The 14,462-nt window shown below is 71.1% G+C and carries 15 protein-coding genes; 14 read left to right on the top strand and 1 reads right to left on the bottom strand.

The window, feature by feature from the left end; genetic code table 11:
* Window positions 1-8 precede the first annotated feature (8 nt).
* The 4 genes from BWI15_RS14725 to BWI15_RS14710 are packed head-to-tail and all read left to right on the top strand — an operon-like array spanning window position 9 to window position 2,012.
* Window positions 9-347 carry an ArsR/SmtB family transcription factor gene (locus BWI15_RS14725; RefSeq protein ID WP_077014982.1) on the top strand — a complete coding sequence of 113 codons (339 nt, stop codon included), beginning with the start codon at window positions 9-11 and terminating at the stop codon, window positions 345-347.
* Window positions 344-823, top strand: a complete 480-nt coding sequence (locus BWI15_RS14720; protein WP_077014981.1) for an SRPBCC family protein — start codon at window positions 344-346, stop codon at window positions 821-823. The genes BWI15_RS14725 and BWI15_RS14720 overlap by 4 nt, the downstream gene beginning before the upstream one ends.
* On the top strand, window positions 820-1,425 hold the full coding sequence (locus BWI15_RS14715; protein ID WP_077014980.1) for a dihydrofolate reductase family protein: 606 nt from the start codon (window positions 820-822) through the stop codon (window positions 1,423-1,425). The genes BWI15_RS14720 and BWI15_RS14715 overlap by 4 nt, the downstream gene beginning before the upstream one ends.
* The gene (locus BWI15_RS14710) at window positions 1,425-2,012 is read left to right on the top strand and encodes a dihydrofolate reductase family protein (RefSeq protein ID WP_077014979.1); all 588 of its coding nucleotides are present in this window, start codon (window positions 1,425-1,427) and stop codon (window positions 2,010-2,012) included. The genes BWI15_RS14715 and BWI15_RS14710 overlap by 1 nt, the downstream gene beginning before the upstream one ends.
* Here BWI15_RS14710 and BWI15_RS14705 read toward each other — a convergent pair.
* Entirely contained in the window at window positions 2,009-2,761 is a 753-nt protein-coding gene (locus tag BWI15_RS14705) for a peptidyl-tRNA hydrolase (protein WP_077014978.1), read from the bottom strand. The two genes, BWI15_RS14710 and BWI15_RS14705, sit on opposite strands and share 4 nt — an antisense overlap.
* Window positions 2,762-2,844: 83 nt before the next feature.
* On the opposite strand from BWI15_RS14705, the gene BWI15_RS14700 reads away from it, so the two are divergent.
* The 10 genes from BWI15_RS14700 (at window position 2,845) to BWI15_RS14655 (ending at window position 14,450) form a co-directional block, all read left to right on the top strand.
* On the top strand, window positions 2,845-3,636 hold the full coding sequence (locus BWI15_RS14700) for a thymidylate synthase (RefSeq protein ID WP_077014977.1): 792 nt from the start codon (window positions 2,845-2,847) through the stop codon (window positions 3,634-3,636).
* A complete protein-coding gene (locus BWI15_RS14695; protein WP_077014976.1) occupies window positions 3,633-4,094 on the top strand; it encodes a dihydrofolate reductase in 462 nt (153 codons plus the stop codon). The genes BWI15_RS14700 and BWI15_RS14695 overlap by 4 nt, the downstream gene beginning before the upstream one ends.
* Before the next feature lie 135 nt (window positions 4,095-4,229).
* On the top strand, window positions 4,230-5,498 hold the full coding sequence (locus BWI15_RS14690) for a toxic anion resistance protein (RefSeq protein WP_077014975.1): 1,269 nt from the start codon (window positions 4,230-4,232) through the stop codon (window positions 5,496-5,498).
* Window positions 5,499-5,558: 60 nt separating this feature from the next.
* Entirely contained in the window at window positions 5,559-6,158 is a 600-nt protein-coding gene (locus tag BWI15_RS14685) for a hypothetical protein (RefSeq protein ID WP_077014974.1), read from the top strand.
* The gene (locus BWI15_RS14680; protein ID WP_077014973.1) at window positions 6,155-7,543 is read left to right on the top strand and encodes an AAA family ATPase; all 1,389 of its coding nucleotides are present in this window, start codon (window positions 6,155-6,157) and stop codon (window positions 7,541-7,543) included. The genes BWI15_RS14685 and BWI15_RS14680 overlap by 4 nt, the downstream gene beginning before the upstream one ends.
* Window positions 7,540-8,865: a hypothetical protein gene (locus tag BWI15_RS14675; RefSeq protein WP_077014972.1), complete on the top strand. Its 1,326-nt coding sequence runs from the start codon at window positions 7,540-7,542 to the stop codon at window positions 8,863-8,865. Before BWI15_RS14680 ends, BWI15_RS14675 begins: the two co-directional genes overlap by 4 nt.
* Entirely contained in the window at window positions 8,862-9,839 is a 978-nt protein-coding gene (locus BWI15_RS14670; protein WP_077014971.1) for a glutamate ABC transporter substrate-binding protein, read from the top strand. The genes BWI15_RS14675 and BWI15_RS14670 overlap by 4 nt, the downstream gene beginning before the upstream one ends.
* Window positions 9,836-11,029 (top strand): hypothetical protein, encoded by a 1,194-nt coding sequence (locus tag BWI15_RS14665; RefSeq protein ID WP_237771290.1) that lies wholly within the window; start codon window positions 9,836-9,838, stop codon window positions 11,027-11,029. The genes BWI15_RS14670 and BWI15_RS14665 overlap by 4 nt, the downstream gene beginning before the upstream one ends.
* Window positions 11,026-13,389, top strand: a complete 2,364-nt coding sequence (locus tag BWI15_RS14660) for a serine/threonine-protein kinase (RefSeq protein ID WP_077014969.1) — start codon at window positions 11,026-11,028, stop codon at window positions 13,387-13,389. The genes BWI15_RS14665 and BWI15_RS14660 overlap by 4 nt, the downstream gene beginning before the upstream one ends.
* Window positions 13,386-14,450 carry a PP2C family protein-serine/threonine phosphatase gene (locus BWI15_RS14655; protein ID WP_237771289.1) on the top strand — a complete coding sequence of 355 codons (1,065 nt, stop codon included), beginning with the start codon at window positions 13,386-13,388 and terminating at the stop codon, window positions 14,448-14,450. The genes BWI15_RS14660 and BWI15_RS14655 overlap by 4 nt, the downstream gene beginning before the upstream one ends.
* Window positions 14,451-14,462 lie beyond the last annotated feature (12 nt).

The following is a 14,462-nucleotide window of genomic DNA, read 5'->3' as shown; positions in this document are numbered from 1 at the left end:
TGATAAACATGGCGTTTGACGAAGAGGCACTCGACCGGGCGTTCCTCGCCCTGGCCGACCCGGTCCGGCGGGCTCTGATCGCCCGGCTGTCCCGCGGTCCGGCCACGGTGAACGAACTCGCCGAGCCGTTCCCGATCACGCTGCAGGCGATCTCGCGGCACATCTCCGTCCTGGAGGCCGCCGGACTGATCACCCGCACCCGGGACGGTCAGCGCCGTCCGTGCCACCTCGCCCCCAGCGCCCTCGAGCAGCTGACCAGCTGGATCGACCAGTACCGCCTGGAGACCGAGCGCCGGTTCCGCCGGATCGACGCTCTCCTCGACACCGTGAAGGAGCAGGACCAGTGAGCGACACGACCATCAACGCCCCCGCGAACACCCCGTTCATCGAGGTGATCCGCGACTTCGACGCCACCCCGGAGCAGCTGTTCCGGGTCTCCACCGACCCCGACCTGGTCAGCCAGTGGCTCGGCCCGAACGACCTGGAGATGGAGGTCGTCGAGTACGACGTCCGCCCGGGTGGCCGCTACCGCTACATCCACCGCACCGCCGACGGCACCGAGTACGCGTTCCGCGGTGTCTTCCACGCCATCGAGCCCGGCGCGATGGTGATCCAGACCTTCGAGTACGAGGGGCTGCCCGGCGAGGTCAGCCTGGAGAAGGCCACCTACACCGCGACCGAGAACGGCGTCCGGCTGCGGACCTGGTCGGTGTTCCCGTCGGTCGAGGCCCGCGACGGCATGGTCGCCAGCGGCATGGAGCAGGGTCTCAACGACGCGATGGAGAAGCTGACCGCGCTGGTCGCGAAGGAGGCCGGCCGATGAGCCAGGTGCTGGTCGAGATCACCGTCTCCCTGGACGGCTACGTCACCGGGCCGAACGCCGGCCCGGGCAACGGCCTCGGCGACAACGGCGAGGCGCTGCACACCTGGATCTTCGAAGGCACCGACGAGGACCGGGCCGCGCTCGACCGGAGCTTCGAACAGACCGGCGCGGTGATCCAGGGCCGGCGGTTGTTCGACGTGATCGACGCCCCCGACGGCTGGAACGAGGAGATGGGCTACGGCGCCACCCACGAGGGCGAGCGGAAGCCGCCGATCTTCGTCGTCACCCACGAGCCGCCGGCCACGACCCGGCTCGGTGACCGGTTCACGTTCGTCACCGACCTCGCCGACGCGATCGGTCAGGCCCGCCAGGCCGCCGGGGACAAGGACGTCGTGGTGATGGGCGGCGGCGAGATCTGCCACGCGACACTCGCGGCCGGCCTGGCCGACGCCCTGGTCCTGCACGTCGCGCCCGTCGTCCTGGGCGACGGGACGAGGCTGTTTCCCGCGGGTCCCGGTCCGCGGGTGGACCTGGAGCTGACGTCGGCGGTGTCGACGCCGAACGCGCAGCACCTCACATACGCCGTACGCAAGAGCGCGTGATGGGCAACGTGATCGCGTCGGCCGTCGTCTCGCTGGACGGCTTCGTGGCGGACACCAACGACGACGTCGGGCCGTTGTTCGACTGGTACGGCAACGGCCCGGTGGAGGTCTACGGCGCCGATCCGGGCCGGCCGTTCAGGGTCAGTCAGGCCAGCGCGGACTACATCAACGCGTCCTGGCCGAAGGTCGCCGCGTGCGTGATCGGGCGGCGGCTGTTCGACATCACCAACGGCTGGAACGGCGTACCGGCGGTCGGCGAGCACGTCTTCGTCGTCACCCACACACCGCCGACGGACTGGTCGTTCCCGGCCGCGCCGTTCACGTTCGCCGCCGGGATCGAGGACGCGATCGCGCAGGCCCGGGAGTTCGCCGGGGACCGCGACGTCGCGGTGACCGGCGGCAACCTGACCGGCCAGGCGCTGGCCGCCGGGCTGGTCGACGAGATCGCCTACAGCCTGGTCCCGGTCGTCTTCGGCACCGGCGTGCCGTTCTTCGGCGACTACGCCGGAGAGCAGGTGCTGCTCGACAACCCCAAGGTCGTCGAGGGCGATCGGGTCACCCACCTGCACTATCGGGTCAGCCGCTAGTGCAGGTGCGGGTGGTCCGCGACGACGGTCCGGCTGCCCGGTTCGACCTCGGTGAAGCCCGCGTCCTGGACGACGGGCAGACGGCTGCGAAGCAGCTGCTTCCAGCGCTCGGGCGACGCGGTCCGCACCGCCAGCCGGAAGTCGTCGTCGATCCAGGCCTTCCGCGCCGCGTCCGAGAGCGCCCACCAGGCGAGGTGCGCGGCGTGGCCGACCTGGGCCATCGTCTTGCCGGTCGACATCTCGAGTCCTGGGTTCACCCAAAGCACCGGTACGCCGGGCGCCACCGCCGGCAACTCGCCGTCTTCCAGATCGGTCCCGGTCACCTGCAACTTGGCCAGGTCCTTCGGCAGCTCGTCCACCGGCACCGGAGGAAACACCCGAACCTCCGCCGGCGGCGGCCCGGCCGGCTCCTCTACCTGAGCCGCTCCGGCCGGCTCCTCTACCTGAGCCGCTCCGGCCGGCTCCTCCGGCTCGACCGGCTCGACCGGCTCCCCACTGCGGACGGTGATCCCCGGCAGCGCCGACGCCCGGCGCCACTCCGCGCCACGCGCACGTCGTACGACCTTCCGGATCCGGGCGTCCTGCCAGGCCCGCATCGCCTCGGCCCACTCCCCCTCGCCGATCGAGCGCTCGTCGGCCAGGATCGCCAGGACGGCGCGCGCCGCGGTCTCCAGCGCGTCGGTCTGCGCCGGCCGCTCGTTCTTCTCCACGTGCGCGACCAGCGTCAGCACGTACTCCACATCACTCACCCGCGCGAGTCTGCCAGCCCGCTGCCGTAGCCGGCAGGAGTGGCATCGCGGGCAGAGCGGGGGCCGGTTGTAAGGTCGGCGGCATGCGGCAGTATCTGGAGCTCCTCGACCACGTTCTCACCCACGGTGTCGAGAAGGGCGACCGCACCCGCACCGGCACGCTGAGTGTTTTCGGGCACCAGGCGCGCTACGACCTGAGCGCCGGGTTCCCCGCGGTGACCACCAAGAAGCTGCACCTGAAGTCGGTGGTCGGCGAGCTGATCTGGTTCCTCAGCGGCTCGACCAACGTCAAGTGGCTGCAGGAGAACGGCATCTCGATCTGGGACGAGTGGGCCGGTGACGACGGCGAGCTCGGCCCGGTCTACGGCTACCAGTGGCGCTCCTGGCCGACTCCGGACGGCCGGCACGTCGACCAGATCAGCGCGGTGATCGAGGCGATCAAGCAGAACCCGGACTCGCGCCGGCACCTGGTCAGCGCCTGGAACGTCGCCGAGCTGGACACCATGGCCCTGCCGCCGTGCCACACGATGTTCCAGTTCTACGTGGCCGAAGGCAAGCTGTCCTGCCAGCTGTACCAGCGCTCGGCGGACATCTTTCTCGGCGTCCCGTTCAACATCGCGTCGTACGCGCTGCTGACCCACATGGTCGCCCAGCAGACCGGGCTCGGGGTCGGCGACTTCGTGCACACGCTCGGCGACGCGCACCTCTACCTGAACCACCTGGACCAGGCCAAGCTCCAGCTCACCCGCGAGCCCCGCCCGCTGCCGACCCTGAACCTCCGCCGGCGCGACTCGATCGACGCCTACGAGATCGCCGACGTCGAACTGGTCGGCTACGACCCGCACCCGGGGATCAAGGCGCCGATCGCGGTATGAGCGTCGTCCTGATCGCGGCGCTCGGCCGCAACCGGGTGATCGGCCGCGACAACGACCTGCCCTGGCGGATCCGCGAGGATCTGGCCCACTTCAAGCAGCTCACCCTCGGGCACACGCTGGTGATGGGCCGCAAGACCTACGACTCGATCGGCCGCCCGCTGCCCGGCCGGCGTACGGTCGTGATCACCCGGCAGACCGAGTGGTCCACCCCCGGTGTCGAGGTCGCGCACTCCCTCGACGACGCCCTGAAACTTGCTGACGGCAACGACGTCTTCGTGGCCGGCGGCGGCGAGATCTACCGCCTCGCCCTGCCGTCCGCCGACCGCCTGGAACTCACCGAGGTCGACCAGTCCCCCGCCGGCGACGTCACCTTCCCCGAACTCGACCCCACCGCCTGGACCGAGACCGCCCGCGAGCCCCACGACGGCTTCAGCTTCGTCAGCTACGTCCGCGCCTGACTCCTTGTCCTGACAACGACTCCGTTACGGCGGGAGCCAACGGACCGGGAACCGCGTAGATTGTCTCCGCGTCACGGAGTGTGTGACAGGGGACGCGGGCGCGAGCCCGTGGCAGGCCACCGGAGGGGAACGACGATGACCGAAGCCGACAGCACCGCGGGGACACCGGCAGCCGGAGCGGGAGCCGCGCAGGCGCAGCCGTCGCCGTTGCAGCCGCCGACCGCGACCGCGCCCGGCCTGATACTCACCGCACCCGCGCCGGCACAGCCCGTCGCCGCGACGGCCGCGCCGAGCATGGCGCCGGCGGTCGACCCGGCCGCGCTGCCGGGGCTGGACGCGAAGGTCGACGGATTCCTCAGCTCGCTGATGACCGCCGCGCCGCGGTCGCCGGAGTTCGCGGCCAAGGCCACCGATGTGCGCAGCATGGGTGACGTCGACATCCGGCACGCCGCCGAGAGCTCGAACCGGCTGCTGCAGTCACCGGTCCGCGCGCTGCAGAGCGGCGGGCTGTCGGAGGGCTCGACGGTCGGCAAGACGCTGCTCGACCTGCGCCGTACGGTCGAGAACCTTGACCCCAAGGAAGCCACCGGCGCGAAGAAGCTGCTCGGGATGATCCCGTTCGGCGACAAGATCGAGGACTACTTCCGCAAGTACCAGAGCGCGCAGAGCCACCTCGAGGGCATCCTGCACGCGCTGCGCGACGGCCAGGACGAGCTCGCCAAGGACAACGCCGCGCTGAACCTGGAAAAGCAGCAGCTCTGGGACGCGATGACCCGGCTGAACCAGTACGTGTACGTCGCGGAGCGGCTGGACGCGCGGCTGTCGGCGAGCATCGCCGAGCTGGACGCGACCGACCCGGACAAGGCCAAGGCGCTGCGCGACGACGTGCTGTTCTACGTGCGGCAAAAGCACCAGGACCTGCTCACCCAGCTGGCCGTGTCGATCCAGAACTACCTGGCCATCGACATCGTGATCAAGAACAACATCGAGCTGATCAAGGGTGTCGACCGGGCCTCGACCACGACCGTCTCGGCACTGCGGACGGCGGTCATCGTGGCTCAGGCGCTGGGCAACCAGAAGCTCGTGCTGGACCAGATCACCGCGCTGAACACGACCACCAGCGGGATGATCGAGCGCACCTCGCAGATGCTGCGGGACAACTCGGTCGCGATCCAGCAGCAGGCCGCGTCGGCCAGCATCGGGCTGCCGCAGCTGCAGGCGGCGTTCGCGAACATCTACGCCACCATGGACGCGATCGACACCTTCAAGGTCGAGGCGCTGGACAGCATGGCCGCCACCATCGGCACGCTGGAGACCGAGGTGACCAAGTCCCGCAGCTACCTGGAGCGCGTCGCCCAGCAGGACCAGCGGGTGATCCAGGGCAGCCTCGACCTCGGCCGCTGAGCCGCGGGACCAGGACAGCCGGACCGGTCGGTCCACGAGCGGGGGGACGGGTAGGACTGCATGGCGCTGGGTGACTTCTTCGCGCGGCTGACCGGCCGCAAGGCGGAGCCCGAGCCTGCCCCGACTCCCCGTGCGCCGACCACCGACGACCTGCTCGCCGCGCTGGTCCGGGTCGAGCAGCTGGTCGCGGACGGCGCCGTACCGGCCGTGGTCGCGTCCCGGGTCAACCGGGTGGTCCGGACCGTACGGGAGACCATTCCGCGGCTCGGGAACCTCGGCGGCAGCGCCCAGGCGTACTCGGTGATGGCGACCGCGACGGACTACCTGCCGGAGGCCATCGGCGGGTATCTGCGGCTGCCGCGCCAGTGGGCCGACAGCCGGCCGGTGGACCGTGGCAAGACGTCGCTGATGCTGCTGATCGACCAGCTGGACCTGCTGGGGTCCACGATGGACAAGGTCTTCGACGCGGTGAACCGGGCCGACGCGGCCGCGCTGGTCGCGCACGGCAGGTTCCTGCAGGAGAAGTTCGGCACCGGATCCACCGGTGGAGGGCTGGCACTGGGCGAGACGACCTCGACACAGCCGCCGGACGTCCCACCCAGCACACCGCCCCCAGGTGGGGGCCCACTGCAACCACCGCCAGGACGAGGAGGCTCATGAGCAGCGTGGGGGGTAGTTCGCTGAAGGACGCACTGGCGGGCCTGCTGACCGTTGCCGCGCGCGCCGGGGTGTCCGAGGACTCTGCCCGGGCAGAAGGCCTCTCACTCGCCGCCGCACTGGCCGAGTCCGCTCCCGGCGCTCCGGCCGACTGGGCAGCGGTGACGCCGGGCGCGACCACCCAGGACTTCTTCGACGCCGCCGTCCGCGGCCGTCGATGGCGGGGCGCGCCGACCGCCGTACTGAGCGAGCTGGTCGCGCAGAGCTCACCCGAGAAGATCCCGTACGCCGAGGCGCTGGCCGAGGTCGCGTCGGCCAGCTGCTCGCTGGGCGAGCCGACGATGCGGGTCATCGGCAACGCATCCGTCGCAGCGGCCGCCCAGCTCCAGGCGGCGGGCGCACGCCCTCTCCAAGTCAGCAGTACTCCCGCGGCACCAGCAGCTCCCGAGAAGACCGAAGAACCAGCACCTGTTGAGCCGGAGCGCACGGTCGAGGAGTTGCTGGCCGAGCTGGACGCGCTGACCGGGCTGGAGAAGGTCAAGCGTGAGGTGCACCGGCAGGTCGCCGTACTGCGGGTGGAGAAGCTGCGGACCGAAGCAGGGCTGAAGAGTCCGACCATCACCCGTCACCTGGTCTTCGTCGGCAACCCCGGCACCGGCAAGACGACCGTGGCGCGACTGGTCAGCGGCATCTACAAGGCCCTCGGGCTGCTGTCCAAGGGGCAGCTCGTCGAGGTCGACCGGTCCGAACTCGTCGCCGGGTACCTCGGCCAGACCGCGACCAAGACCGCCGAGGTCGTCGCCTCCGCGGCCGGTGGCGTGCTGTTCATCGACGAGGCCTACAGCCTGACCTCGGGTGACCAGGGCACCGACCAGTACGGCCGCGAGGCGGTCGACACCCTGGTCAAGGAGATGGAGGACCGCCGCGACGACCTGGTCGTGATCGTGGCCGGCTATCCCGAGCCGATGCAGACCTTCATCGCCGCCAACCCCGGCCTGGCCAGCCGGTTCCGCACGACGATCGGCTTCGACGACTACACCGACGCCGAGCTCACCGACATCCTGACCGGACTGGCCGAGGCCGCCGACTACGAGCTGACCCCGGAGGCGCTGGAGCACTTCCAGGTGATCCTGTCGTCCACCCCGCGGGGCCGCTCGTTCGGCAACGGCCGCTTCGCCCGCAACGTGCTGGAGGCCGCGATCGGCCGGCACGCCTGGCGGCTGCGCGACGTCACGGCACCCACCACCGACCAGCTGCGTCAGATCCTCGCCGTGGACCTGACCGACGAGGAACTGCACCCGCCGACCGGTCCTGGCAGCACAGCCGTCGGAACAGAGCTGCTCAGTGAAGATCAGACTGTGCCGCCCGAGCAAGGAGAACAGGCGTGACCCAGACAGTCAGCGCGCCCCCGGCGACCTGGTCGCCGCCGGCCACGCCGGCCGCCCCGAGCGGCGCGCCGCAGCCGCCGCAGAGCTTGTCGACGCCCCGGCGTGGACCGCTCGGCGAGTGGTTCGCCGGTACGCCGGGCCGGATGCGCGCGCTGCTCATCCTGTCCGCGGTGGTGTCCGTGCTGTTCGGCCTGGCCGCCGCGCAGGGCTTCCGCCAGTCCGACGGAGCCCTCCAGCGCGCCGAGGCGAACACCGCCCAGCTGGTCCGGGTCCAGGCGATCCACACCAGCCTGGTCGCGGCCAACGCCGACGCCACCAACGCCTTCCTGGTCGGTGGGCTGGAGCCGCCGGCCCAGCGCCAGCACTTCGTCGACTCGCTGGCGACGGCCTCCCGGTTGATCGCCGAGGCCGCCACGGCGCAGCCGGCCGACCAGACCGTGCTCGGCCAGCTCAACACCACGCTGCTGACCTACAACGGCCAGATCGAGCAGGCCCGGGCCAACAACCGCCAGGGCCTGCCGATTGGCTCGCAGTACCTGAAGGACGCCAACGCGACCCTGCAGAACGACTCGCTGCCGCTGCTCAACGCGCTGGTCTCGGCCAACGAGGACCGGGTCGACACCGAGTTCGACGGCGTCGGCGACGGCAACGTCTGGCTGATCGTCGGCGGGCTCGTCAGCCTGGCCGTCCTGGTGGTGACGATGATCTGGCTGGCCAAGCGAACCCACCGGTACCTGAACATCCCGCTCGCCGTCGGAGCCGTCCTGGTGCTGGTGACGATGGTGATCGGCGGTGCCGGCATGGCCGAGGCGAGCAGCACGGCCGAGGACACCCGCGGCGACACCTACGCGAACGCGCTGGCCCTCTCGCGGGCGCGGATCGCGGCGTACGACGCGAAGTCGAACGAAAGCCTGACGCTGATCGCCCGCGGCTCCGGTGCGGAGTTCGAGAAGGGGTGGAAGGAAGCGGCCCAGCGGGTCGACGCGGAGCTCGCCAAGGTCGGGCGAGTCGGTGCGCCGCGCGGCTGGCAGGACTACAAGCGCAGCCACGAGGCGATCCGCAGAGCCGACGACCGCGGCAACTGGGACGAAGCGGTGAACCTGGCGATCGGATCCGGCGGGGATTCGGCGAACACGTACTTCGGCACCTTCGACAAGTCGTCGGCCGCGAGCCTGGAGACAACCAGCAACGCGGCACAGCAGCAGCTCGGTCTGGCCCGCGGCGCGCTGCCACCGATCGAGTGGCTCGGCCTGCCGATCGGGATCGCGGCCGCACTGCTCGCCGCCTGGGGCCTGTCCCAGCGACTGGGGGAATACCGATGAAGAAGCAGCTGATCGCCGCCGGCAGCGCACTGACGCTGCTCGCCCTGACCGCCTGCGGCTCGGCCGACTACGCGGCCACCGAGATCCCGCCGAAGCCGGTGGCCCCGACCAGTACGGCGCCGCCACCGGCCGGGCCGAACTGCACCAACAACGGCGTCGACGAACTGCGCTCCATCGCTCCTACGGGCGCACTGCCCCCGCCGCACCAGATGCCGGCCGGCTCCACGATGGAGGAGATCTACCGCAACCGCCGGCTCCGGGCCGGCATCTCCGCGGACAGCCTGAACCTCGGGTCGCGCAACCCGATCACCGGCGCGATCGAGGGCTTCGACATCGACATGGTCCGCGAGGTCGCGCGGGCGATCTTCGGCGACCCGAACAAGGTCGAGCTAGTGGTGATCTCCAGCCCGCAGCGCATCCCGGCGCTGCAGCGCAACTCGGTCGACATCGTCGCCCGGAACATGACCATCAACTGCGCCCGCTGGCAGCAGATCGCGTTCTCGGCCGAGTACTACCGGTCGGGCCAGAAGACGCTGGTCCAGCGCGACTCGCCTGCCAAGAGCCTGGCCGACCTCAGCGGCAAGACGGTCTGCGCACCGGCCGGCTCGACCAGCCTGGACAACCTGAACAAGTACAAGGACCGTGGCGTCAAGGCGATCACCGCCGACACCGACACCGGCTGCCTGGTGCTGTTCCAGCAGGGCAAGGCGGACGGAATCACCGGTGACGACACCGTGCTGGCCGGCGAGGCCGCGCAGGACCCGTACGCGCGGATCATTCCGAACGAGCGGATCAGCGACGAGCCGTACGGGCTGGGGATCCCCCAGGGCAACAAGGACTTCGTCCAGTTCGTCAACGGCGTGCTCGAGCAGATGAAGGCCGACGGGCGCTGGAAGGCCTCCTACGACAAGTGGCTGGCGCCGACGCTCGGTCCCGCTCCGGCTCCGCCCAAGCCCTTGTACGGCAGGAGATGATGACCGTCCGTACGCCGACCGCCGTCGCGCCGGCGCCGCCGGGGCGGATCGGCAGCAGCATCCCGGCGCAGGAGTTGCTGGCCTGGCTCGACGCGCTCGGGACCTGGCGCGACCGCCGGCGCGCGGAGCTGGACGAGCTCGACCAGGCCGCTTTGCACGCGGCCGACGCCGACGCGCTCAGCGCCGACGTCGTGCTCAGTATGGCGGTCTGGAAGGCGGTCTCGGACCGGTACGAGCTGATCCTGCTGACCTGGGACTCCGGGCGGGTCGGTCCGGTCGAGACCGAGCGGATCTCGACGCTGATCTGGGGCGGCCTGGACACCGGCGTCGGTCCGCGCGCGGGCGACGGCGGCGGTGGCGGCACGTCCGTCGCCAGTGGCGCCGGCGCCGGGTCACTCGCGGTTTCGTTGCCTGAGGCATGCACTTTGTCGGACGCGCTGGCGGCGACGCTGCGGGCCAAGCTCGCGCTGGAACCCGGCGACGCGGACCTGGCCGCGCGGCTGCGGCAGTTGCGGGCCCAGGTCGAGCGGATCAACGACCTGGTCGCGCGCGAGCCTGCGGCCGGCCGCAACGACGCGATCGCCAAGCACCACGACCTCGACCGGCGGGTGACCGACCTGGCCGAGCGGTCCAAGCGGGGCGCCGACGTCGGTGGGCTGATCGGCCCGCTGGAGATGGACGCGGCGCGAGTCGAGCGCGACCTGATCGTCGGGTCGGCGACTCGGCGGGAGCGGGCTGCCGACGTGGCACGCGCCCGGACGTTGCGGACCGAGCTGGAGGCGCAGGGCACGGCCGTGCGCGCTCTGGCCGACCGGTGCGTGGCAGCGGTCCATCCGGCGCCGCGACTCGGCGTACCGGATGTGACCGCGCTGGGGCCGGTGCCGAACACGCCTGCCGAGCTGGAGAAGTACCTGACCCGGCTCGACGCCGTACGGCGGGCGCTCGGGCAGGCGCAGTCGGCGTACGGCGGTGCTTTGGAACGGCGGGACGAGCTGGCCGCGCGACTGGACGCGTACCGGGTCAAGGCCGGCAGTGTCGCGCGCACCGAGGGAACGGTCGAGGACCTGGCCGAGCTGTACCGGCGTGGTCGCGAGGTGCTGACGGCGGAGCCGGTCGACCTGGCCCGCCTGGCAGCGCTCGTCGCGGCCTACCAGACCTATCTGGACAACAGTGTCGGAGGGACGACATGACCTGCACCCAGCCGGGATGCACCGGCTCCATAGTCGACGGCTACTGCGACGTCTGCGGTTCGCCCGCAGTCACCACACCCAGTGGAGGTACTGCCGGGCTGGGCGCTCCGGCTGCTGCGGGTGCCTGCACGCAGCCCGGCTGCTCCGGGACGGTTGTTGACGGGTACTGCGATGTCTGCGGCACGCCCGGCGGTGCCGGCGGTAGTAGTCAAGCGGGCGCCGGGGGGCCAGGCGCCGGCGAGCCGATCAGCTCGCCGTCGACGGTGTCTCGTGCGTCCAATCGACTGGCTTCGACCCCGCTGGGTTCTGCCCGCGCTCAGGCGGCCGGGTCGAAGCTGACCCGGCGGCTGGGGACCTCGTCGACGCGGCTGCGGGGAGCTCGGCTGGGTGCCGGTCTGACCAGCGTGCCGACGATCCCGCCGATCGACGCGAGCAAGGCGATCCTGACCAACCCGATGGTCCCGGAGGACCGGCGGAACTGCCCGAACTGCGGCAACGCGGTCGGTCGCGCGCGGGGTGACCAGCCGGGTCGCACCGAGGGGTTCTGCCCCAAGTGCCGTAGCCCGTTCTCGTTCTCCCCGAAGCTGCACAAGGGCGACCTGGTCGGCGGCCAGTACGAGGTGGCCGGCTGCCTGGCGCACGGTGGGTTCGGCTGGATCTACATGGCCCAGGACAAGAACGTCTCCGACCGCTGGGTCGTGCTCAAGGGCCTGCTGAACTCCGAGGACCCCGACGCCGTCGCCGCGGCGATCGCCGAGCAGCAGTTCCTGGCCCGGGTCGAGCACCCGCTGATCGTCGAGATCTACAACTTCGTCACCCACGAGGGTGCCGGCTACATCGTGATGGAGTACGTCGGCGGCACCTCGCTGAAAACCCTGCTCAAGCAGCGCATGCAGGCCAACAACGGCCGGTACGACCCGTTGCCGCTGGACCAGGCGATCGCCTACATCCTGGAGATCCTGCCCGCGTTCTCGTACCTGCACGACCTCGAACTGGTCTACTGCGACTTCAAGCCGGACAACATCATCCAGGTCGGCGACGCGGTGAAGCTGATCGACCTCGGCGGCGTCCGGCGGATCGACGACATGGACTCCGCGATCTACGGCACGGTCGGCTACCAGGCGCCCGAAGTGCCGGAGGTCGGGACGTCGATCGCCTCCGACATCTACACGCTCGGCCGCACGCTGGCCGTTCTGGCGATGGAGTTCCGCGGCTACCAGTCGACGTATCTGTCGTCGCTGCCGCCGGTCGCCGACGTGCCGCTGTTCCAGGAGTACGACTCGTTCTACCGCCTGCTGCTCAAGGCCTGCGCCAAGGACCCGGCCGACCGCTTCGTCTCGGCCGACGAGCTCCGCGTGCAGCTGCTCGGCGTACTGCGGGAGGTGGTGGCGGCCAAGCAGCCGGACGGCGCCGCGCAGCACTCAACGTCGTCGCTGCTGTTCGGCAGCCCGGGTGACCGGTCGGCCGGACTCGGCGAGGCCGCGCTGTCGTGGCAGCGTCTCCCCTCGCTGCTACCGGACGAGAGCGACACCATGTCCGGGTGGCTGAAGACGGTCAGCGTGCAGGACCCGCTGCAGCGGTTGGAGGCGTTGTCCAACGCACCGGTGTCGACGCCGCAAACGCTGCTGGAGTTCGCTCAAGCCGCTCTGGACGCCGGCCAGTACGACCTGGTCGACACCGCCGTCGCCGACCTGCTGAAGCTGGACCCCTGGGAGTGGCGAGCGGTCTGGATGGCCGGGCTGGTGGCTCTGGCCCGCAACGACATCCCCGCGGCGCAGTCGGCGTTCAACGCGGTCTACGGCCAGGTGCCGGGTGAGCTGGCGCCGAAGCTGGCTCTTGCGATGTCCTGCCAGCTCAGCGGCGAGTACGACGTCGCCGAGGGGCTCTACCTGACCTGTGCCCGCACGGACGCCAACTACATCGCCCCGTCGGCCTTCGGGCTGGCGGCGATCCGGTCCGACCGCGGTGACCTCGACGGGGCGGTCGCCGCGCTCGACCTGGTCCCGCCGACCAGCGGCGCCTACATCCGGGCCCGCCGGATGCGAGCCGGTCTGCTGGCAGGATCGGGGCGTGGACTGGGCGCACTGGCGGAGGCCATGGGCAGTATCGACTCCCTGACGATCGACCCGGTGGACCGGGCGACGCTGTCGGCGAACGTGTTCCGGACGGCGCTCGACCTCGTGCTGGCGGGAGGCCCGGACCCCCAAGTGGTGATCTCGCAGCGCGCCGCGACGGAGTCCGACCTGCGCGCCGGCCTGGAGTCGGCCTACCGTGAGCTGGCCGGCCACGCCCGCAGCCGGGAGGAACGGATCGCCCTGGTCGACCTGGCCAACGAGGTTCGAGGATGGACGTTGCGATGACGAGTACGACCCGAACGGTCTGCCCAGCGTGTGGCGAACCGGTGTCCGGCACCGACCTGTACTGCGAGAACTGCGGCGCCGAGCTGCAGTCCAGCGCACCGGCCACGCCCGCGCTGGACACCGACACGGAGCCCACGATCGAACTGCACACCGGTGACCCCGGCGCCGCTGCCGCAGTGGTACCCGGTCCGTGCCGCTCCTGCGGTGGCACGGTCAGCGCGGACGGTTACTGCGAAACCTGCGGCACCAAAGCCACCAAGCTCCGCGACCACTTCACCGAGCAGCCCGCTCCCTGGGTCGCCGCCGTCTGCGACCGGGGCATCCGGCACAGCCGCAACGAGGACGCCGTGGCGATCGCCGCCGACCCGGAGCCGGGCAGCCGGGCTCTGCTGGTCGTCTGCGACGGAGTGAGCTCGTCGCTCGACTCCGACGTGGCCAGCCTGGCCGCGGCCCGCGCTGCCCGCGACGTGCTGGTCGCCGGCCAGGCCCAGGGCATGGGCACGGAGGCGTCCCGCGAGGCGGCGGTGATCGCCCGGCTCAACGCGGCCGCGGACGCCGCGAGCGACGCCGTACTGGCGAACACGAGTCCGGACAGCCCGAACCCGGCGTCGTGCACGTTCGTCGCGACGGTGCTCGAGGCGGGGCTGCTGGTGGCCGGGGTGGTCGGCGACAGCCGGGCGTACTGGTTCCCGGACAACGCCGAGGCCGTCGCGCTCACCGTTGACGACTCGTGGGCCGCGGAGCTGATCGCGACCGGCGTACCGCGGCACGAGGCCGAGACCGGTCCGCAGGGCCACGCGATCACCCGCTGGCTGGGCAAGGACGCTCCCGACCACACTCCGCGCACCACCACGTTGCGGGTGGCGGGACCGGGCTGGCTGATGGCCTGCTCGGACGGGCTGTGGAACTACTGCTCCGAAGCGGCACCGCTGGCCGACCTGGTCCGTCAGACCGCTGCGGCCAACGGTGGCGAGCCGCTGGCCACCGCGTCCGCGCTGGTCGACTGGGCGAACGCCCAGGGCGGCCAGGACAACATCACCGTCGCGCTCGCGCGGCTGTAGAAGACACCGCTC

The organism is Kribbella sp. ALI-6-A (assembly GCF_001984195.1).
GTDB lineage: Bacteria > Actinomycetota > Actinomycetes > Propionibacteriales > Kribbellaceae > Kribbella.
This window is presented reverse-complemented; position numbering and strand designations above follow the sequence as displayed.

Excerpts from the sequence above, each read along its gene's own strand:
- BWI15_RS14655 (WP_237771289.1), top strand. The coding sequence starts at position 13,386 with ATGACGAGTACGACCCGAACGGTCTGCCCAGCGTGTGGCGAACCGGTG.
- BWI15_RS14665 (WP_237771290.1), top strand. The coding sequence starts at position 9,836 with ATGATGACCGTCCGTACGCCGACCGCCGTCGCGCCGGCGCCGCCGGGG.
- BWI15_RS14695 (WP_077014976.1), top strand. The coding sequence starts at position 3,633 with ATGAGCGTCGTCCTGATCGCGGCGCTCGGCCGCAACCGGGTGATCGGC.
- BWI15_RS14680 (WP_077014973.1), top strand. The coding sequence starts at position 6,155 with ATGAGCAGCGTGGGGGGTAGTTCGCTGAAGGACGCACTGGCGGGCCTG.
- BWI15_RS14685 (WP_077014974.1), top strand. The coding sequence starts at position 5,559 with ATGGCGCTGGGTGACTTCTTCGCGCGGCTGACCGGCCGCAAGGCGGAG.
- BWI15_RS14725 (WP_077014982.1), top strand. The coding sequence starts at position 9 with ATGGCGTTTGACGAAGAGGCACTCGACCGGGCGTTCCTCGCCCTGGCC.
- BWI15_RS14660 (WP_077014969.1), top strand. The coding sequence starts at position 11,026 with ATGACCTGCACCCAGCCGGGATGCACCGGCTCCATAGTCGACGGCTAC.
- BWI15_RS14700 (WP_077014977.1), top strand. The coding sequence starts at position 2,845 with ATGCGGCAGTATCTGGAGCTCCTCGACCACGTTCTCACCCACGGTGTC.
- BWI15_RS14670 (WP_077014971.1), top strand. The coding sequence starts at position 8,862 with ATGAAGAAGCAGCTGATCGCCGCCGGCAGCGCACTGACGCTGCTCGCC.
- BWI15_RS14690 (WP_077014975.1), top strand. The coding sequence starts at position 4,230 with ATGACCGAAGCCGACAGCACCGCGGGGACACCGGCAGCCGGAGCGGGA.
- BWI15_RS14710 (WP_077014979.1), top strand. The coding sequence starts at position 1,425 with ATGGGCAACGTGATCGCGTCGGCCGTCGTCTCGCTGGACGGCTTCGTG.
- BWI15_RS14715 (WP_077014980.1), top strand. The coding sequence starts at position 820 with ATGAGCCAGGTGCTGGTCGAGATCACCGTCTCCCTGGACGGCTACGTC.